The organism is Segniliparus sp., from assembly GCF_051660745.1.
Classification (GTDB): Bacteria; Actinomycetota; Actinomycetes; order Mycobacteriales; family Mycobacteriaceae; genus Segniliparus.
In genome coordinates this window covers 1-19134 of sequence record NZ_JBOFQF010000035.1, presented here as the reverse complement: position 1 = coordinate 19134, position 19134 = coordinate 1, and the positions used below count along the sequence as shown (strand labels likewise).

14 protein-coding genes and 1 pseudogene are annotated in these 19134 nt (G+C 66.8%); 12 read left to right on the top strand and 3 right to left on the bottom strand.

Features of this window, described 5'->3' with window-relative positions; genetic code table 11:
* Positions 1 to 19: 19 nt before the first annotated feature.
* Positions 20 to 478, top strand: a complete 459-nt coding sequence (rplK, locus tag ACRC20_RS11615; protein ID WP_438686536.1) for a 50S ribosomal protein L11 — start codon at positions 20 to 22, stop codon at positions 476 to 478.
* Between the two features lie 154 nt (positions 479 to 632).
* Positions 633 to 1340, top strand: coding sequence for a 50S ribosomal protein L1 (gene rplA, locus ACRC20_RS11610; protein ID WP_438686535.1), 708 nt, complete (start codon positions 633 to 635; stop codon positions 1338 to 1340).
* Positions 1341 to 1656: 316 nt separating this feature from the next.
* On the opposite strand, the gene ACRC20_RS11605 is transcribed toward rplA, so the two are convergent.
* A complete protein-coding gene (locus ACRC20_RS11605) occupies positions 1657 to 3141 on the bottom strand; it encodes an amidase (protein WP_438686534.1) in 1485 nt (494 codons plus the stop codon).
* Positions 3142 to 3175: 34 nt separating this feature from the next.
* Entirely contained in the window at positions 3176 to 4120 is a 945-nt protein-coding gene (locus ACRC20_RS11600) for an alpha/beta fold hydrolase (RefSeq protein ID WP_438686533.1), read from the bottom strand.
* A gap of 386 nt (positions 4121 to 4506) precedes the next feature.
* Here ACRC20_RS11600 and rplJ point away from each other — a divergent pair, with 386 nt between their 5' ends.
* The 8 genes from rplJ (at position 4507) to ACRC20_RS11560 (ending at position 16693) form a co-directional block, all read left to right on the top strand.
* The gene (gene rplJ / locus ACRC20_RS11595) at positions 4507 to 5031 is read left to right on the top strand and encodes a 50S ribosomal protein L10 (protein ID WP_438686532.1); all 525 of its coding nucleotides are present in this window, start codon (positions 4507 to 4509) and stop codon (positions 5029 to 5031) included.
* 72 nt (positions 5032 to 5103) lie between these two features.
* The gene (gene rplL, locus ACRC20_RS11590; RefSeq protein WP_438686531.1) at positions 5104 to 5496 is read left to right on the top strand and encodes a 50S ribosomal protein L7/L12; all 393 of its coding nucleotides are present in this window, start codon (positions 5104 to 5106) and stop codon (positions 5494 to 5496) included.
* Between the two features lie 235 nt (positions 5497 to 5731).
* Positions 5732 to 6817 carry an ABC transporter ATP-binding protein gene (locus ACRC20_RS11585; protein WP_438686530.1) on the top strand — a complete coding sequence of 362 codons (1086 nt, stop codon included), beginning with the start codon at positions 5732 to 5734 and terminating at the stop codon, positions 6815 to 6817.
* A gap of 480 nt (positions 6818 to 7297) precedes the next feature.
* Complete coding sequence (gene rpoB, locus ACRC20_RS11580) at positions 7298 to 10819, top strand: DNA-directed RNA polymerase subunit beta (RefSeq protein ID WP_438686693.1); 3522 nt, start codon at positions 7298 to 7300, stop codon at positions 10817 to 10819.
* A gap of 29 nt (positions 10820 to 10848) precedes the next feature.
* Positions 10849 to 14826 (top strand): DNA-directed RNA polymerase subunit beta', encoded by a 3978-nt coding sequence (locus tag ACRC20_RS11575; protein WP_438686529.1) that lies wholly within the window; start codon positions 10849 to 10851, stop codon positions 14824 to 14826.
* Between the two features lie 162 nt (positions 14827 to 14988).
* The gene (locus ACRC20_RS11570; protein ID WP_438686528.1) at positions 14989 to 15510 is read left to right on the top strand and encodes a hypothetical protein; all 522 of its coding nucleotides are present in this window, start codon (positions 14989 to 14991) and stop codon (positions 15508 to 15510) included.
* A 65-nt stretch (positions 15511 to 15575) separates the two neighbouring features.
* Positions 15576 to 16127, top strand: a complete 552-nt coding sequence (locus ACRC20_RS11565; protein ID WP_438686527.1) for a DUF3558 domain-containing protein — start codon at positions 15576 to 15578, stop codon at positions 16125 to 16127.
* A gap of 23 nt (positions 16128 to 16150) precedes the next feature.
* Positions 16151 to 16693: a DUF3558 domain-containing protein gene (locus ACRC20_RS11560; RefSeq protein WP_438686526.1), complete on the top strand. Its 543-nt coding sequence runs from the start codon at positions 16151 to 16153 to the stop codon at positions 16691 to 16693.
* A 26-nt stretch (positions 16694 to 16719) separates the two neighbouring features.
* Here ACRC20_RS11560 and ACRC20_RS11555 read toward each other — a convergent pair whose 3' ends face one another.
* Positions 16720 to 17481 carry an acyl-[acyl-carrier-protein] thioesterase gene (locus ACRC20_RS11555; protein ID WP_438686525.1) on the bottom strand — a complete coding sequence of 254 codons (762 nt, stop codon included), beginning with the start codon at positions 17479 to 17481 and terminating at the stop codon, positions 16720 to 16722.
* A 131-nt stretch (positions 17482 to 17612) separates the two neighbouring features.
* Here ACRC20_RS11555 and ACRC20_RS11550 point away from each other — a divergent pair, with 131 nt between their 5' ends.
* The gene (locus tag ACRC20_RS11550; RefSeq protein ID WP_438686524.1) at positions 17613 to 18593 is read left to right on the top strand and encodes an alpha/beta hydrolase; all 981 of its coding nucleotides are present in this window, start codon (positions 17613 to 17615) and stop codon (positions 18591 to 18593) included.
* A 264-nt stretch (positions 18594 to 18857) separates the two neighbouring features.
* Positions 18858 to 19134 (top strand): annotated as a pseudogene (locus ACRC20_RS11545) (alpha/beta hydrolase); the annotation flags it as partial.

Here is a 19134-nt window from a genome sequence, read left to right as displayed (position 1 = left end):
ACAACAAGGAGACAACAACATGCCACCCGCACCCGCCTCCGGCGGCAAGAAGAAGAAAGTCGCCGGCCTCATCAAGCTGCAGATCCAGGCAGGCCAGGCCGACCCCAAGCCCCCGATCGGCCCCGCGCTCGGCCAGCACGGCGTGAACATCATGGAGTTCTGCCGCGCCTACAACGCCGCGACCGAGGCCCAGAAGGGCACCGTCGTGCCGGTGGAGATCACCGTGTACGAGGACCGCTCCTTCGACTTCATCCTCAAGACCCCGCCCGCCGCGAAGCTGATCCTCAAGGCCGCGGGCGTCCCGAAGGGCTCCGGCGTCCCGCACCGCACCAAGGTCGGCCACCTGAGCTGGGACCAGGTCAAGGAGATCGCCAAGGTGAAGCTCCCCGACCTCAACGCCTACGACGTGGACCACGGCGCCCTGATCATCGCGGGCACCGCCCGGTCGATGGGCATCACGGTCGACCAGCCCGCGTAACGCCCCTGCCTGGACCAAGACAGCAGGGCAACTATGTGCCCGGTTGATGGGCATCACGCTCGACCAGGCAACATGGCAATCCAAGCAAACCAGTGGGAGAGCCCGCTTCGGCTCGTATGACCACACAACCTCCAACAAGTCAGGAAGTTCCACAATGAGCAAGCAGTCCAAGGCGTACCGCGCCTCCGTCGAGCTCGTCACCAAGGACGAGTTGTACAGCCCGGTCGCGGCGTTCGACCTCGCGAAGCAGACCAGCAAGGTGAAGTTCGACGCCACTGTCGAGGTCGCCTTCCGCCTCGGCGTCGACCCCCGCAAGGCGGACCAGATGGTCCGCGGCACGGTGAACCTGCCGCACGGCACGGGCAAGACCGCCCGCGTCATCGTCTTCGCGGTCGGCGAGAAGGCCATCCAGGCGGAGCAGGCGGGCGCGGACGCGGTCGGCTCTGACGAGCTGATCGAGCGCATCCAGGGCGGCTGGGTCGACTTCGACGCGGCCATCGCCACCCCGGACCAGATGGCGAAGGTCGGGCGTGTCGCCCGCATCCTCGGCCCGCGCGGCCTCATGCCGAACCCGAAGACCGGCACCGTGACCGCTGATGTCTCCAAGGCGGTCGCCGACATCAAGGGCGGCAAGATCACCTTCCGCGTGGACAAGCACTCGAACCTGCACGTGGTGGTCGGCAAGGCCTCCTTCTCCAAGGAGCAGCTGGTCGAGAACTACGGCGCGATCCTCGACGAGGTGACCCGCGCGAAGCCTGCTGCCGCGAAGGGCCGCTACCTCAAGAAGATCGCAGTGACCACGACGATGGGCCCGGCCATCCTGGTCGACCCGACCCGGACCCGCGCTCTGCTCGAAGCCTGAGTCCCGACGCTTAGCCCCGGCCGTTGGCCGGGGCTTTCGTCGTTTTCGCCTGTGGACAGCCGCACGCAGCTCGCTACTGGGCGAAGACGAGCAGGCGATTCTTGCGGAAGCGGGCGACCGGAGGAGGGAACGGGCAATGGCGCTTGGCCACGTGCCGATCCGGATGGAGATTCTCAGCGCCCGCCTTCTCCAGGAAGCCTTGACGCGGCAGGGCAAGCCCGGTGCCGGAAAAGGTCCGATACGACGCAGCGTGGGATTTGGATGACGCGCTCGACAGTCCGCGCCGCCAGAAGGCCCGCGCCGCAGCACAGGCCAGTTAGACGGGAGGCCTGCGGTCTTTCCATGGCTGGGCTTCTTCCAGCTGTGCCGCGAGACGGATCAGGAGCGGCTCGGAGCCGAGCGGCCCGACGAATTGGGAGCCGATCGGCAGCCCGTCTGCGGTCCAATGCAGCGGCACGCTCATCGCCGGCCGCCCGGTGACATTCGCGAGCTGCGTGTAGGGCACGGTCCGGTAGTTCGTCATGATGACTTTCCGGGGGACTCCGGTGGCGGCGAGCACCCGGCCGCCGCGCAGGTCGAGGACGCGGGCGGAGAGCGCGGCCAGGGGCGCGGGGGTGTCGAGCGAGCCGATCTTCGGCGGGGCCTCGGCGGCGGTCGGAGTCAGGAAGAGGTCGTAGCGGTCGAAGAACTTGGTGAGCGCCACGGTCTGCTCGTGCCAGCGCTGGCGCGCCCGGTGCAGGTCGACAGCCTTGATGCCCGCCCCCAGCGCGGCGAGGATCCGGTTGTCGACCTCCACTTGGGAGACGTCGAAGCCGAGCCGGGAGAGCTCGGCGAGGTTGAACGCGGCGTTGGAGAACCAGAGCGTCAGAAAGTCCTCGGCAAGCTCGGTCCAGTCGATGTCCGGCTCAGCCTCTTCGACATGGTGGCCGAGGGAGGCGGCGAGCTTCGCCGTCGCCGCAACGGCCGCGACCGCCTCCGGGCTCGCGCCTTCGGGGCGAAGCGGCGACCGGTGGCCGAAGCCGATCCGGAGTTTGCCGGGGTCTGCGCCGACCTCCTGCAGCAGGGGGCGCTGCGGCGTCGCGGAGAGGTAGGACCCCGACGGCTCGGCGGCGATGACAGCGTCCAGAAGGGCCGCGCTGTCGCGCACGCTGCGGGAGAGCACGCCCTGCGTTGCGTAGCCGTGGAACGTCTCCGCGGCCAAGGGGGCCTCGGGGACGAGGCCCCTGCCCGGTTTGAGTCCGAACAGTCCTGCCCACGAGGCCGGGATGCGGATCGAGCCGCCGCCGTCGCTCGCCCCGGCCGCGGGCACGATCCCGGCGGCGACCGCGGCGGCCGACCCGCCGGAGGACCCGCCGGGGGAGCGGTCCAGGTCCCACGGGTTGCGCGTCGGGCCGTGCAGTTGGGGCTCGGTGACGCCTTTGGAGCCGAATTCGGGGCTGTTGGTCTGGCCGAATGGCACGAGGCCCGCATCGAGCCAACGCGCGACCACCGGCGAGGTGGCCGGGGCGATGTGGCCCCGCAAGGCTCGGCTGCCGGAGTCGTCCGGCCAGCCCGCGATCGGTTGGTGCAGGTTCTTCAGGAGGAACGGCACGCCCGCGAACGGCCCGCTGAGCGTTGCCGCCGCGCGTTTGCTCGCCCACTCCTCATGCCGGTGGACCACCGAGTTGATCGTGCCGTCGACCTCGGCGAGCCTCGCGAGCGCGGCTTCGAGCAGCTCTGCGGCGGTGGTTTGTCCGGTCCTGACGAGCTCGGCGAGGCCGAGCGCGTCGTGCGAGGAGTACTCGTCGAAAGTAAGAGCCATACGCCCACTGTACTGAGCGCAGGGCGATGAGCGGCTAGACCAGAGCCCCGGCCCGCTCGAAGTTCGCGAACAGCGTCCGAGCGATGTCCGGCAAGAGCGCGGGCGGCAAGGAGTGGCCCATGCCCTCGAAGACGGTGAGCGTCGCGCCGGGGATCCACTTCGCCAGGGAGCGGCCGTTGCGGCAGGGGATGAGCGGGTCGGCGCTGCCGTGGATCACCGTGACCGGGGCGGTGATCCCGCTGTGGTAGCGGCGCAGGTCCCCGGTGCCGCAGATCGCGTCGAGCTGGCGCAAGAGGCCGGTCGAGTCGTCGCAGCGCCGGAACGAGGTCGCGATGGCCTCGCGCAGCTCGTCCTCCGGGTAGGGGTAGCAGGGGCCCGCGGAGTGCGCCATGGTGCGGACCTTGAAGTCGATCCGCTCCTCCAGCGTCGCGTCAGGATTGGGGGCCTCGCGCAGTTTCGCGAGCGTGGCGGGGGTCGGCGGCGCGAAGAAGCGCTGCACGGCGGTGGTGAACAACAGGCTGAGGCTCGCCGTCCGCTCGGGCCTGGTGCCCGCGAAGACCTGCGCGATCATGCCGCCCATCGAAGCCCCGACGATGTGCGCGCGGTCGATCTCCAGCGTGTCGAGGACGCCCTCCGCGTCGCTCGCCATGTCTTCGAGCGTGTAGGGGGCCCGGCTCACCAGGCCGAGCTGGCAGCGCAGCAGGCGCATCCAGCGCGGGCCGGGGGCCTCCTTGTCGCTCAGCTTCGTCGACAGGCCGACATCGCGGTTGTCGAACCGGACGACGCGGCAGCCTGCGTCGACCAGCATTTCGCAGAACACGTCCGGCCAGAACGTCAGCTGGGCGCCGAGCCCCATGATGAGCAGCACGGCCTCGCCAGCCGGGTCGCCCCAGTCCTCGTAGGCGAGCCGGACGTCGTTCACCTCGGCGAAGCCACGCCGCACTACGTAGGTGCGGGGCTCCTCGATCGTGGTTTGCATTATCGGACAGTCCTCACTATCATAAGCGGGTCGATCGGCGCAGCTGCTGAGCAGCCTGAACTGGTCGGCGAATCCGAAGAAGTTCAACCGAAGACCGCTAGGTCATCTGCGAGACAGCTTAAGTTAAGATTCCGTTCACCGTCAACGCGAGCGGAGTCACAACTTTGTTTCGAGGATCGAAGGGGCGTGTTGGGGCAAAAGCCCAACGTGCTGGCCAGCGCAGGGAAAACAAGCGTCGGACGTCCTCCTCGCGGGCGGTTTTGCCCGCTGAGAGCTGACGGCTGCCCCTTCCCCCGCGCCTCAGCCAGACATCTCCTCCAACCTCCTCCTCGCAGCGTGGCCGCGCGTTCCCGGTTGTCCGCTTGACATGAGAAAGGAGGCGACCTGTGGTCAAAGTTGAAAAGGTCGAAAAGGTCGCTGATATCGCCAAGCGGTTCGAGGAGGCGAATGCTGCCATCGTCACCGAATACCGGGGTCTGACGATGAGCTCGCTCACCAAGCTGCGCACCGACCTCGGCCGGGACACGACCTACCTGGTCGCGAAGAACACCCTGGTCAAACGTGCCGCTGCGAATGCAGGCGTCACTGGTGTCGACGAGCTGTTCTCCGGACCCACCGCGGTGGCGTTCGTGAACGGCGACATCGTCGAGGCCGCGAAGGTGATCAAGGGCTTCGCCAAGGAGAACCAGGCCCTTGTGGTCAAGGGCGGCTACTTGGACGGCGCGGTTCTGACCGAGAAAGAGGTCATCAAGCTTGCCGACCTGGAGAGCCGCGAAGTGCTGCTCGCCAAAGTGGCCGGCGCCATCAAGGGCGCGCTCGGCTCCGCGCTGGGCCTGCTCAGCGCTCCGCTGTCGCAGGTGGCACGCCTCTCGCAGGCGCTTGCCGACCAGAAGCAGCAAGCTGGCGAATAGCAACAGCATCGTTTTCATCCAACATCCGCAAGACCAGGGGCGTCGGGCCCCGATATAGAAAGGAAGGCCATCATGGCCAAACTCAGCACTGACGAGCTCATCGACGCGTTCAAGGAGCTCACCCTCATCGAGCTGTCCGAGTTCGTGAAGCAGTTCGAGGACGTCTTCGGCGTCACCGCCGCCGCTCCGGTCGCGGTCGCCGCCGCCCCGGGCGCCGCTGCCGCCGCCGGTGGCGAGGCCGCTGCCGAGCAGGACGAGTTCGACGTCATCCTCGACTCCGCCGGCGACAAGAAGATCCAGGTCATCAAGGTCGTCCGCGAGGTCGTCCCGGCCCTGGGCCTCAAGGAGGCGAAGGACCTCGTCGAGGCCGCCCCGAAGCCGGTTCTGGAGAAGGTTTCCAAGGAGGCCGCCGAGGCCGCCAAGGCGAAGCTGGAAGAGGCTGGAGCGACGATCTCCCTCAAGTGAGACGACGCTGGCCGAACGGCGCGCCCCGCAGTCGCGGGGCGCGCCGTTCGCGTTTCCGCCCCGCTTTGGCCGCCGAGACAAAAGCGTGTATTGTGCATCACACGCAGAGGCGTATGAGCATTGGCCAATAGGAGAAGCAGGGAACGTGGTAGGCTTGTGACCCGCCGGTCAGACGGCGTGTTGCGAGCCGCTGCACGGGTCTTCACCAGCGGAAAAGAAAGCATGAGGCGGTAGTTTGGGCGTCGAGGTGGTCGTCAAGGACCTGACTAAGTCCTTCGGTTCTCAGAACATTTGGCAGGATGTCACGCTCACGCTCCCCCCCGGCGAGGTGAGCGTGCTGCTCGGCCCTTCTGGCACGGGCAAGTCGGTCTTCCTGAAGTCGCTCATCGGGCTCTTGCGCCCGGAGCACGGCGAGATCATCATCGACGGCACCGACATCATGCGGTGCTCGACGAAGCGGTTGTACGACATCCGCAAGATGTTCGGCGTGCTGTTCCAGGACGGCGCGCTGTTCGGCTCGATGAACATCTTCGACAACACCGCGTTCCCGCTGCGCGAGCACACGAAGAAAAAAGAGGACGAGATCAAGCGGATCGTCCTTGAGAAGCTCGAGCTGGTCGGGCTCTCCGGCGCGGAGAACAAGCTGCCGGGCGAGATCTCCGGCGGTATGCGCAAGCGCGCAGGCTTGGCCAGGGCGCTGGTGCTGGACCCGGAGATCATCTTGATCGACGAGCCGGACTCCGGCCTCGACCCGGTCCGAACGACCTACATCAGCCAGTTGTTCCTGGACATCAACGCCGAGATCGACGCGACGATCCTCATCGTCACCCACAACATCAACCTCGCTCGCACGGTGCCGGACAACATCGGGATGCTCTACCGGCGCAACCTCGTCATGTTCGGCCCCCGGGAGGTGCTGCTCACCAGCGAAGAGCCTGCCGTCAAGCAGTTCCTCAACGGCCGCATGATCGGACCGATCGGCATGTCCGAGGAGAAGGACGAAGCGCAGATGGCCCAGGAGCAGGCCTTGGTCGACGCGGGCATGCACCATGGCGGCGCGGAGGAGATCGAGGGCATCATCCCGCAGATGCACGCGACCCCGGGCATGCCGTTCCGGCAGGCTGTCGCCCGCCGCAAGCAGCGGCTGCAGGGCATGCTCCCCTCGTTGCCCGCGAACGCGCAGGCCGCCATCCAGCGGAGCTGGATCGAGGCGGACGCCGCCGAGATCGAGGCGAACTCGATCGACGCCACCGTGCAGGCCGCCAAAGCCCAGTCGGTCGCGGACCAGGCGGTCGTGGCGCAGCAGGGCCAGGCTTACTGAGCCTGTCCGGGCCCTTGCGCGGCGCGCGGGATCGGGCCGTGTGCGCGGCACTTCGATTTCCGCGACCCCTTGCCCATGCCCGACCTCGCCCAACCCGGGCCGCGCCCTGAAAAAATGTGACACAGGCTATTCGCCGTGTCGCTTGACGCGGGACCGATCACCGTGCAAGCTAGACGGTACGCGGGGTGCCGGACCTGGTTTCATCGGGATTCGGGCGCTGACGCAAATCACACCAAGGGGGGTGCGGAGTGCCGCAATCTGTGGTACTCTGAAGCCTTGCGCTCGATGATGCACGTCCATTCACCGTTTTCCCTGTTGGGCTATCCCCAGGCCGCGCCGATGTTCGGCTCGGCGGCTCAAACAGGTCCGGAAGGCGGTCGCGTGGGAGGGGCAACGAGGAGCGCGCCGGAAACTGATTCAGCGGTCATAGCTGAGTGAATGAAGCGACGGCGACGGGCTCTGGGGCCTGCCGCCACAATAGTGCTGGAAGGACGCATTTTGGCAGTCTCTCGCCAAACGAAAGCTAGCCACCCGGGAGCCCCTCGTCGAGTCTCGTTCGCGAAGATCCGCGAGCCCCTTGAGGTTCCAGGCCTGCTGGATGTTCAGACCGACTCGTTCGCTTGGTTGATCGGCGCGCCGTGGTGGCGCGAGCGGTCCCTGGAGCGGGGCGAGCACCTCAACGGGCAGGGCAAGCCGACCTCCGGTCTTGAGGACGTGCTGAACGAGATCTCCCCGATCGAGGACTTCTCCGGCTCCATGTCCCTCTCCTTCTCCGAGCCCCGCTTCGACGAGGTGAAAGCCTCCGAGGCGGAGTGCAAGGACAAGGACATGACCTACGCGGCCCCGCTGTTCGTCACCGCCGAGTTCATCAACAACAACACCGGCGAGATCAAGAGCCAGACGGTGTTCATGGGCGACTTCCCGATGATGACCGAGAAGGGCACCTTCATCATCAACGGCACCGAGCGTGTCGTGGTGTCCCAGGTCGTCCGCAGCCCCGGCGTGTACTTCGACGACACCATCGACAAGTCCACCGAGAAGACCCTGCACTCGGTCAAGGTCATCCCGAGCCGTGGCGCGTGGCTGGAGTTCGACGTCGACAAGCGCGACACCGTCGGCGTGCGTGTCGACCGCAAGCGCCGCCAGCCCGTCACCGTGCTGCTCAAGGCCCTCGGCTGGACCAACGAGCAGATCGTGGAGCGGTTCGGCTTCTCCGAGATCGTCATGACGACGCTGGAGAAGGACAACATCGCGGGCACCGACGAGGCCCTGCTCGACATCTTCCGCAAGCTGCGTCCGGGCGAGCCCCCCACCCGCGAGGGCGCGCAGGCGCTCTTGGACAACCTCCTCTTCCAGGAGAAGCGTTACGACCTCGCCCGCGTCGGCCGGTACAAGCTGAACAAGAAGCTCGGCCTCACCGACGTCGTCGCCTCGCACGTCACCACGCTGAGCGTCGAGGACATCGCGGCCACCATCGAGTACCTGGTGCGCCTGCACGAGGCCACCCCGGGCATTCCGGAGACGATGACCCCGCCCGGCGGCGTCGAGGTCCCGGTCGAGGTCGACGACATCGACCACTTCGGCAACCGCCGCCTGCGCACGGTCGGCGAGCTGATCCAGAACCAGATCCGCGTGGGCCTCTCCCGTATGGAGCGCGTGGTCCGCGAGCGGATGACGACTCAGGACGTGGAGGCCATCACCCCGCAGACCCTGATCAACATCCGCCCGGTGGTCGCCGCGATCAAGGAGTTCTTCGGCACCAGCCAGCTCTCCCAGTTCATGGACCAGAACAACCCGCTGTCGGGCCTGACCCACAAGCGGCGCATCTCCGCGCTCGGCCCCGGCGGCCTCTCCCGCGAGCGCGCGGGCCTCGAGGTCCGCGACGTGCACCCGTCCCACTACGGCCGGATGTGCCCGATCGAGACCCCGGAAGGCCCGAACATCGGCCTGATCGGCTCGTTGTCGGTCTTCGCGCGGGTGAACCCGTTCGGCTTCATCGAGACCCCGTACCGCAAGGTCGTCGAGGGCAAGGTCACCGATGACATCCACTACCTCACCGCCGACGAGGAGGACCGCTACGTCGTGGCGCAGGCCAACTCGCCGCTCGACGACAACGGCAAGTTCCTCGAAGAGCGCGTCCTGGTCCGCCGGAAGGGCGGCGAGGTCGAGTTCGTCGCCTCCGAGCAGGTCGACTACATGGACGTCTCGCCCCGGCAGATGGTGTCCGTCGCGACCGCGATGATCCCGTTCCTGGAGCACGACGACGCGAACCGCGCGCTCATGGGCGCGAACATGCAGCGCCAGGCCGTGCCGCTGATCCGGAGCGAGTCTCCGTTCGTCGGCACCGGCATGGAGCTGCGCGCGGCGATCGACGCGGGCGACGTGATCGTCACCCAGAAGTCGGGCGTGGTCGAGGAGGTCTCCGCCGACTACATCACGGTGATGGCAGACGACGGCTCCCGCAAGACCCACCGCCTGCGCAAATTCGCCCGGTCCAACCACGGCACCTGCGCGAACCAGCGTCCCATCGTGGACGAGGGCCAGCGGGTCGAGAAGGGCCAGGTCCTCGCGGACGGGCACTGCACCGAGAACGGCGAGATGGCGCTCGGCAAGAACCTGCTGGTCGCGGTCATGCCGTGGGAAGGCCACAACTACGAGGACGCGATCATCCTGTCGCAGCGCCTCGTGGAGGAGGACGTGCTCACCTCGATCCACATCGAGGAGTACGAGATCGACGCCCGTGACACCAAGCTCGGCGCCGAGGAGATCACCCGCGACATCCCGAACGTCTCCGACGAGGTCCTCGCGGACCTCGACGAGCGCGGCATCATCCGCATCGGCGCGGAGGTCCGCGACGGCGACGTGCTGGTCGGCAAGGTCACCCCGAAGGGCGAGACCGAGCTGACCCCGGAGGAGCGCCTGCTGCGCGCCATCTTCGGCGAGAAGGCCCGCGAGGTCCGCGACACGTCCCTCAAGGTCCCGCACGGCGAGTCCGGCAAGGTCATCGGCATCCGGGTCTTCAGCCGCGAGGACGACGACGAGCTGCCTCCGGGCGTGAACGAGCTGGTCCGGGTCTACGTCGCGCAGAAGCGCAAGATCCAGGACGGCGACAAGCTCGCGGGCCGCCACGGCAACAAGGGCGTCATCGGCAAGATCCTGCCGATCGAGGACATGCCGTTCATGCCGGACGGCACCCCGGTCGACATCATCCTGAACAGCCACGGCGTGCCGCGTCGTATGAACATCGGCCAGATCCTCGAGGCGCACCTCGGCTGGGTCGCCAAGACCGGCTGGAAGGTGGACGACGCCAACGGCCTCCCGGAATGGGCGAAGAACCTGCCCGAGGACGCGCTGTCGGCGCCGCCGAACTCCCGCGCGGCGACCCCGGTCTTCGACGGCGCTCGGGAAGAGGAGCTGCAAGGCATCCTCTCGTCCACGATCCCGAACCGGGACGGCGAAGTGCTCGTCGGCCCGGACGGCAAGGCGACCCTGTTCGACGGCCGCTCCGGCGAGCCGTTCCCGCACCCGGTCGCGATCGGCTACATGTACATCTTGAAGCTGCACCACTTGGTGGACGACAAGATCCACGCCCGTTCCACCGGCCCGTACTCGATGATCACCCAGCAGCCGCTGGGCGGCAAGGCGCAGTTCGGCGGCCAGCGGTTCGGCGAGATGGAGTGCTGGGCCATGCAGGCCTACGGCGCGGCCTACACGCTGCAGGAGCTGCTCACCATCAAGTCGGACGACGTGGTCGGCCGCGTGAAGGTGTACGAGGCCATCGTCAAGGGCGAGAACATCCCCGAGCCGGGCATCCCCGAGTCCTTCAAGGTGCTCCTCAAAGAGCTGCAGTCGCTGTGCCTGAATGTCGAGGTGCTGTCCAAGGACGGCGCCGCGATCGAGATGCGCGACACCGACGACGACGATTTGGACCGGGCGGCCGCGTCCCTCGGCATCAACCTCTCCCGCCGGGAGCAGGCCACTGTCGACGACCTTGCCCGCTAACTCAAGAGCTGATAGATAGGAATACACGAGTGATCGACGTTAATTACTTCGACGAGCTCCGCATCAGCCTTGCGGGAGCCGACGACATCCGACGCTGGTCCTTCGGCGAGGTGAAGAAGCCGGAGACCATCAACTACCGCACCCTCAAGCCTGAGAAGGACGGACTCTTCTGCGAGAAGATCTTCGGTCCGACCAGGGACTGGGAGTGCTACTGCGGCAAGTACAAGCGCGTGCGCTTCAAGGGCATCATCTGCGAGCGCTGCGGCGTCGAGGTCACCAAGGCCAAGGTCCGCCGCGAGCGGATGGGCCACATCGAGCTCGCCGCCCCGGTGACCCACATCTGGTACTTCAAGGGCGTGCCCTCGCGCCTCGGGTACCTGCTCGACCTCGCCCCGAAGGATCTTGAGAAGATCATCTACTTCGCGGCGTACGTGATCACCTCGGTGGACTCCGAGATGCGCCACAACGAGCTCTCCACCCTCGAGGCGGAGATGGTCGTCGAGAAGAAGTCCGTCACCGACCAGCGCGACGTCGACCTCGAAGAGCGCGCGCAGAAGCTTGAGGCCGACCTCGCCGAGCTGGAAGGCGAAGGCGCGAAGGCCGAGGCGAAGCGCAAGGTCCGCGACGCGGGCGAGCGCGAGATGCGCCACATCCGCGAGCGGGCGCAGCGCGAGCTCGACCGTCTCGACGAGATCTGGACCACCTTCGTGAAGCTCGCCCCGCGCGACATGATCGTGGACGAGACCCTCTACAACGAGATCATCGACCGCTACGGCGAGTACTTCGCCGGAGCCATGGGCGCCGAGGCGATCAAGACTTTGATCGAGAACCTCGACATCGAAGCCGAGGCGGACATCCTCCGCGAGACCATCCGCTCGGGCAAGGGGCAGAAGAAGCTCCGCGCGCTCAAGCGGCTCAAGGTCATCGCGGCGTTCCAGGCCACGGGCAAGAGCCCGCTCGGCATGGTGCTCGACGCGGTGCCGGTGATCCCGCCGGAGCTGCGCCCGATGGTGCAGCTCGACGGCGGCCGGTTCGCGACCTCCGACCTCAACGACCTGTACCGCCGCGTGATCAACCGGAACAACCGCCTCAAGCGGCTCATCGAGCTCGGCGCCCCGGAGATCATCGTCAACAACGAGAAGCGCATGCTGCAGGAGTCGGTGGACGCGCTGTTCGACAACGGCAGGCGCGGCCGTCCGGTCACCGGGCCGGGCAACCGTCCGCTCAAGTCGCTGTCCGACTTGCTCAAGGGCAAGCAGGGCCGTTTCCGCCAGAACCTGCTCGGCAAGCGCGTCGACTACTCGGGCCGTTCGGTCATCGTGGTCGGCCCGCAGCTCAAGCTGCACCAGTGCGGCCTGCCGAAGCTCATGGCGCTCGAGCTCTTCAAGCCGTTCGTCATGAAGCGGCTCGTCGACCTCTCCCACGCGCAGAACGTGAAGTCCGCGAAGCGGATGGTCGAGCGGCAGCGCCCGCAGGTGTGGGACGTCCTCGAAGAGGTCATCGCCGGTCACCCGGTGCTCCTCAACCGCGCGCCGACGCTGCACCGCCTCGGTATCCAGGCCTTCGAGCCGCAGCTTGTGGAAGGCAAGGCCATCCAGCTGCACCCGCTGGTCTGCGAGGCGTTCAACGCGGACTTCGACGGCGACCAGATGGCCGTGCACCTTCCGCTGTCGGCGGAGGCGCAGGCCGAGGCCCGCATCCTCATGCTGTCCTCGAACAACATCCTCTCCCCGGGTTCGGGCCGTCCGCTCGCCATGCCCCGTCTGGACATGGTCACCGGGCTCTACACCCTGACCCTCAGGAAGGAGACCGCGCTGGGCGCCTACAAGGCGGCGGCGAAGGACCAGCCGGAGGAGGGCGTGTACTCGAGCCCGGCCGAGGCCATCATGGCCCTCGACCGCGGCGTCCTGTCGGTGCAGGCCCCGATCAAGATCCGGCTCAGCGAGCAGCGTCCGGAGGCGAAGCTCGAGGCCGAGCTGTTCCCCGAGGGCTGGACCCGAGGCCAGACGTGGACCGCTGAGACCACGCTCGGCCGGGTGATGTTCAACGAGCTCCTGCCGTCGGACTACCCGTTCGTGGACGAGCTCATGCTCAAGAAGCGCCAGGCGGTCATCATCAACGACCTCGCCGAGCGGTACCCGATGATCGTGGTCGCGCAGACCGTGGACAAGCTCAAGGACGCGGGCTTCTACTGGGCGACCCGTTCCGGCGTCACCGTGTCGATGGCCGACGTGCTCGTGCCGCCGAACAAGCGGGAGATCCTCGACACCTACGAGGCCCGCGCCGACAGCCTGGAGCGCAAGTTCCAGCGCGGCGCGCTCACCTCGGAGGAGCGTCGCGACGGCCTGGTCGAGATCTGGAAGCAGGCCACCGAAGAGGTCGGCGCCGCGCTTGAGGCGTACTACCCCGAGGACAACCCGATCATCACGATCGTGAAGTCCGGCGCGACGGGCAACATGACCCAGACCCGTACCCTCGCGGGTATGAAGGGCCTGGTGACCAACCCGAAGGGCGAGTTCATCCCGCGTCCGATCAAGTCCTCCTTCCGCGAGGGCCTGACGGTGTTGGAGTACTTCATCAACACCCACGGCGCCCGCAAGGGCCTCGCGGACACGGCGCTCCGCACCGCCGACTCGGGCTACCTGACCCGTCGTCTGGTGGACGTGTCGCAGGACGTGATCGTGGTCGAGTCCGACTGCGGCACCGAGCGCGGCATCAACGTCACCATCGCGACCAAGGGCCACGACGGCAAGCTCATCCGTGAGCCGCACGTCGAGACCAGCGCCTACGCCCGGACTCTGGCCACGGACGCCATCGACGAGAAGGGCGCCGTTGTCGCCGAGCGCGGCTCGGACGTCCGCGACGCCACCATCGACGAGCTGATCGAGGCAGGCGTCTCGCAGATCAAGGTGCGCTCGGTGCTGACCTGCACCACGAGCAACGGCGTCTGCGCGAAGTGCTACGGCCGCTCCATGGCGACCGGCAAGCTGGTGGACATCGGCGAGGCCGTCGGCATCGTCGCCGCGCAGTCCATCGGCGAGCCCGGCACCCAGCTGACCATGCGTACCATCCACCAGGGTGGTGTCGGTGAGGACATCACCGGCGGTCTGCCCCGGGTCCAGGAGCTCTTCGAGGCCCGCGTGCCCAAGGCGAAGGCCCCGATCGCGGAGGTCTCCGGCCGGATCCGCCTGGAGGACGAGGACCGGTTCTACCGGATCACGATCACCCCGGACGACGGCGGCGAGGAGGTCGTGTACGACAAGCTCTCGAAGCGCCAGCGGTTGAAGGTGCTCCGCGGCGCGGACGGCTCGGAGAGCGTCCTGCACGACGGCTCGCACGTCGAGGTCGGCCAGCAGCTCCTCGAGGGCTCGTCCGACCCGCACGAGGTGCTCCGGATCATGGGCCCGCGCCAGGTGCAGATCCACTTGGTCCACGAGGTCCAAGAGGTCTACCGCAGCCAGGGCGTGTCGATCCACGACAAGCACATCGAGGTCATCGTGCGGCAGATGCTGCGCCGGGTCACGATCATCGACTCGGGCTCCTCGGAGTTCCTGCCGGGCTCGTTGACCGAGCGCGGCGAGTTCGAGGCCGCGAACCGCGGCATCGTCGCCGAGGGCGGCGAGCCCGCGGCGGGCCGTCCGGTGCTCATGGGCATCACGAAGGCCTCGCTCGCGACCGACTCGTGGCTGTCGGCGGCCTCCTTCCAGGAGACCACCCGCGTGCTCACGGACGCCGCGATCAACACCCGCTCCGACAAGCTCATCGGCCTGAAGGAGAACGTGATCATCGGCAAGCTGATCCCGGCTGGCACGGGCGTCGCCCGCTACCGCCAGATCGAGGTCCAGCCGACCGAGGCCGCGAAGGCGGCGGCGTACTCGCTGCCGAGCTTCGCGGAGGGCTACTACGGCTCGGACGCGGACTACGGCGTGGACTACAGCTCCGCCCGTTACAGCCACTCCGGCCCCGCGGTGCCGCTGGACGACTACGACTTCAGCGAATACCAGTGACGATCTGATCCGATCGACGGAAAGGCCCCCGGTCCGCAAGACTCGCTCTGTGCCGGGGGCTTTTCCGTTTTCGAGGCGTCGCGGAAGACCGCCGCGCGCCGCCTCGTTCTTGTTTTGATCTTGGAACTGGCCAGTGGCGCATGAGTACGTTACGCTGCGTACATGGCAGGGTTCTTGGGTTTGGGCAACAAGCGATTCGTGGGGCTGTGCGTGTCGGCAGGGTTGTTGCTCGCAAGCTGCACGCAGGTGGTCAAAGGCAAGGGAGCGGCGGACGAGGTCGCGCTCACCTCGTACCTTGCGGCTTCTTCGTCCAGCGCGGCCTCAGTCTCGTCGAGCAAGGCGGCGGCCGCCCAGAAGGCGGTGTGCTCGCAGCTCATCATCGGCTATGTCCGGTTCTTGGTCGCCTGGAACGCCTTCGTCGACGCGCTGAACAAAGCGGGCACGGCGGAGAAGAACCAGATGGACGACCTCTTTGGCGCGATCGGGGACGCCTCGTCGCAGATGAAATCGGCGAACGCGGACTCCAGCACGGACATCGGCGGGGCGGCGAGCGTCTACACGGATGCGCTGGACAAACTGGCGGGCCTGCTCAAAAAGGGAAACGGGACCATTGAGTCGTTGAACGACGCCAGCCACCAGGTCACCTCTGCGAAGCAGAAGCTTCTGGACCTCTGCCCCAACTGACGGGCAGTCGCGCAAGGGCGTCGCATAAGGCCCTTCTCAGCCAAGCCGGGTACCATGCGGGGGACATGATTTTCGACCAGTCCGAACCTCAGCGGCGCCGTCTGCGCGCGATCCCGGTGATCTTCGCGGGAGTGGTTCTCGCGGCGGGCTGCACGGGCGGCGGGGCCAAGTCTCCTTCCGGGCACGACGGGCAAACAGGGCAGGCGAAGCCGGACGGCCCGATGTTCGCCGAATGCGCGGGCCTCACAACGCAAGAGGTCGCGGAGAAGCTCGGAGCCGGGAACTCCCGAGTCGAGTTCCGCAACTCGGTGACCTGCCAGTGGATCGTCGGGAGCTCGGTGCAAGCCTCGTTCACCTGGTACCGGGGCAGCCCGATCGGGCGAGAGGAGTCGTGGGAGGGGAAGACGCGAGACGACGTCCAGCACATCGCGATCCGCGGCTATCCGGGGTTCTTGATCTATCAGCCGGATCAGAACCTGTGCGAGCTGGGAGCGGATTTCGGCAACGACTTCATCGAGTGGTCCATTGAGCTGGGCGTGCAGCGCAGCGGCGCGCAGCAGCCTTGCGAGGGGACGCGCCAGCTCGCGGAGCTGAGCATCGACCGGGCGAAGAAATAACGGTGTCTATGAGAATGAAAGGCATGGCCTCGGCGGTCCGTCGCGGCAAGTTCGCCGGGGCGCTCGCGCTCGCGGCGGCGTTGGCCTCGGGCTGCGGCGGCGCCGGGGGCGGCGGGGGCCCGACCAACACCACAGTGCGCCAGCAGGACACGGACCCCTACGACAACCTCATGCACGAGTGCGAGCTGCTCAACCAGCAGGAGATGCTCGACGCGCTCGGCATGAAAAGCCGTGTCTCGGTGTTCAACGGCGCCGTGTGCCGGTGGAACGTGATCGGCGGCGGCGACCCGTTGGAGGTCACCTTCTACTGGTTCGAGACGGGCACGCTCGACCGTGAGAAGGAAACGCTGGAATTCCTGAAGTACGACAGCCAGTGGCGCGATTTCGACGGGCAAAAAGGCATCATCGCCCACCCGGCGAACGACACGTCGGTGTGCGGCACCGTCGCGAAATCGCAGAGCAAAGGCGTGATCGGCTGGTGGGTGCAACCCGCCTTCTCCACCGGCGGCGACAGCTGCGACAAGGCCGTGAAGTTAATGGAGAAGTCCCTCAACACTCGGGTTTAGCGGGGTCCACGCGGCGCCACACGGCGTTAGAGGCTGATCACTTTCACGGCGGCTTTGGCCTTGCCGTCCACGATGAACCAGATGTCTGCCTCTTTGTCGGAGACCACCGAGCTCAACGTCACTTTCTCGGTCGGCTGGACCGGAGAGATGTATTCGATGATCGCGCGATAACGCCCGGTGAGCAGGTCGCTCCCTTGGAGCAGGTGTTCGACGGCCTCCCAGTACGCGGCGTTGTTGACGTGCTGGAACTGGTCGATGTCGGTGGAGCGGAGCAGCCAGGGCGATGTCTCCGCGTCAGCCGACGGCTCCGACGAGAGGACGGGCTTCCACCGCAGGCGGTGGTTCTGCGTCGCCTGCCCGAACTTCTCCACGAAGTCGTCCGAGATGCGCGCAGGCCCCTTGGTGTCCTTGTTGAAGTTGATCCAGAAGGCCTCGGTCTCGAAATGCGTCCCCTTGTCCCCGACGACCTGGATGCGCACGTTGCACCAGAATTTCGCGATGCCCGAGCACCAGCGGCGCAATGTCAACGTCTCGCGCAGCGAGTCGACGGCGGGGGTCTGCGCCTCGATCACCGTCCGCTGCACCACCCAGTACGGGTGGATCTCGTCGAATCCGGCCGCGATCAGGTGGTCGAAGCCCAAGTCCTGCAGGTAGCGGGCCACCGAGTCGAGTCGCGCGCGCCGGTAGACGTCCACATCGCCGAGGCCTGCCTGCCAGGACTCTTCGAAATACAGCCGAGGGTCCTCGGGCAGCGGAGCCAGTGGTTCAGTCAGGTTTTGTTCGGTCAACGTCGACTCGCTCATAAGTGTTGGACGCGGCTTACGGAAAAGACGCGGTGGGGTCACGACGTGGAAAGCATACCTTGTCCCCGTGCGGCAGCTCCGGTGAGACATGTGCCCGGGCGGTAGTATCTCCACCTGTGGAGCAGGTCGACAGTCTCCGGCTCCGATGGAGCCGGCTCGCCGGATCGGGGCCCCGGACTGGCTTGGCGCTGATCATGCTGGCGGCCTCGATGTTCGGGGCTGTCGTGCTGCCCCAGCTCTCCGCCCCCGCGGCCAGGGCCGAGCCCGTGGAATACATGGTGCCGACTCCGGAAATGCCTGATGTCAAGGTCCGCGTCTGGCGGGCGGCGGGCGGCTCGAAGAAGTCCTTGATCCTCCTCGACGACTTGCGGGCCTCGTCGGACCGCAGCGGGTGGGAGCAGAACACCGACGCGGAGAACATCGCGCTGAGCGGCATCAGCATCGTCGAGCCCGTCGGCGGGCAGGCGAGCTTCTACACCGACTGGGATTCGAGGAGCAATCTCAACGGCCAGCAGTACCGCTATCTCTGGGAGACCTTCCTCGCGGTCACGCTGCCGAAGTTCCTCGCCTCGATCGGCCTCGACTCGAAGAACAACGCCATCGCGGGCGCGTCGATGGGCGGTGGCGCGGCCCTCGTCCTCGCGGCGAACCACCGGGACCTCTTCGCGTTCGCCGGGTCTTTCTCCGGTTTCGTGAACGTGGGCGCCCCCGGGGCGCGCGAGTCGATCCGCGCGATCATGCTGGGGGACGGCGGCTACAACAGCGACAGCATGTGGGGCCCGCCGTGGAGCCCGCGCTGGCTCCAGAACGACGTGGTCGCGCGGGCCGAAGACCTCCGAGGGGTGTCGATGTACATCTCCGCCGGGGGCGGCGGCACGACTTCGTTGGACTCGTCCAATTCGGGCATCGACACGCTCAACGCGCAGATGCTCGAAGGGATGGCCAACTCCGAGGCCCTGGCGCTGCAGCGCCGGTTCGACGAGCTCGGCGTCAAAGCGTCCTTCGACTTCACCTCGGAGGGCACGCACACGTGGCCGTACTGGAAGGCCGAATTGTGGAAGGCCCTGCCCAAGATCAGGCTCGCCCTCGGCGTTTGAGGCCCTGGTGTCTGAAACGTCACGGTTCTCTGTGACTCTCCTGGGAATCGTGCTCTGTTCCACGGATTCACCGTTTATACTGACTAACTTGTAACCTGTCGCGCGACACCAAGATCGCAGATCAAGCAGCTTCCGGTATACATCCGGACTCGATAACCGACATAGGTTCGTTGAATTTGCCGTTCGGCGGTCATGGCTGGCAGTATGGCCGGCGACCGCGAAAAGGTTTGAGACATTTCGCGAAAGCGTGTGGAAAGGAAGAGCATGGAACATCGCACCGGTGTGCTGAGACTGTTCGCGGGGGTGATGGCCGTTGCTTCTGGGTTCAGCCTCGCCTACGCGCCGCAAGCGAGCGCTATGGAGGACCCGGGCCCCATTCCCTCCGTCCAGTCCGCGCCCAACGACCCGGGCCCGCTCGCGGGCGTCCAGGAGTACTACGTCCCGACCCCGTCGATGCCGGATGTGAAGATCCGCGTGTGGAAGGCGTCCAACGGCTCGAAGAAGTCCGTCGTCCTGCTCGACGGCCTGCGCGCCACGAGCG

Bases quoted from the DNA above. Each gene is read 5' to 3' on its own strand.
- rplK (WP_438686536.1), top strand. From the start codon at position 20: ATGCCACCCGCACCCGCCTCCGGCGGCAAGAAGAAGAAAGTCGCCGGC.
- rplA (WP_438686535.1), top strand. From the start codon at position 633: ATGAGCAAGCAGTCCAAGGCGTACCGCGCCTCCGTCGAGCTCGTCACC.
- ACRC20_RS11605 (WP_438686534.1), bottom strand. From the start codon at position 3,141: ATGGCTCTTACTTTCGACGAGTACTCCTCGCACGACGCGCTCGGCCTC.
- ACRC20_RS11600 (WP_438686533.1), bottom strand. From the start codon at position 4,120: ATGCAAACCACGATCGAGGAGCCCCGCACCTACGTAGTGCGGCGTGGC.
- rplL (WP_438686531.1), top strand. From the start codon at position 5,104: ATGGCCAAACTCAGCACTGACGAGCTCATCGACGCGTTCAAGGAGCTC.
- ACRC20_RS11570 (WP_438686528.1), top strand. From the start codon at position 14,989: ATGGCAGGGTTCTTGGGTTTGGGCAACAAGCGATTCGTGGGGCTGTGC.
- ACRC20_RS11565 (WP_438686527.1), top strand. From the start codon at position 15,576: ATGATTTTCGACCAGTCCGAACCTCAGCGGCGCCGTCTGCGCGCGATC.
- ACRC20_RS11560 (WP_438686526.1), top strand. From the start codon at position 16,151: ATGGCCTCGGCGGTCCGTCGCGGCAAGTTCGCCGGGGCGCTCGCGCTC.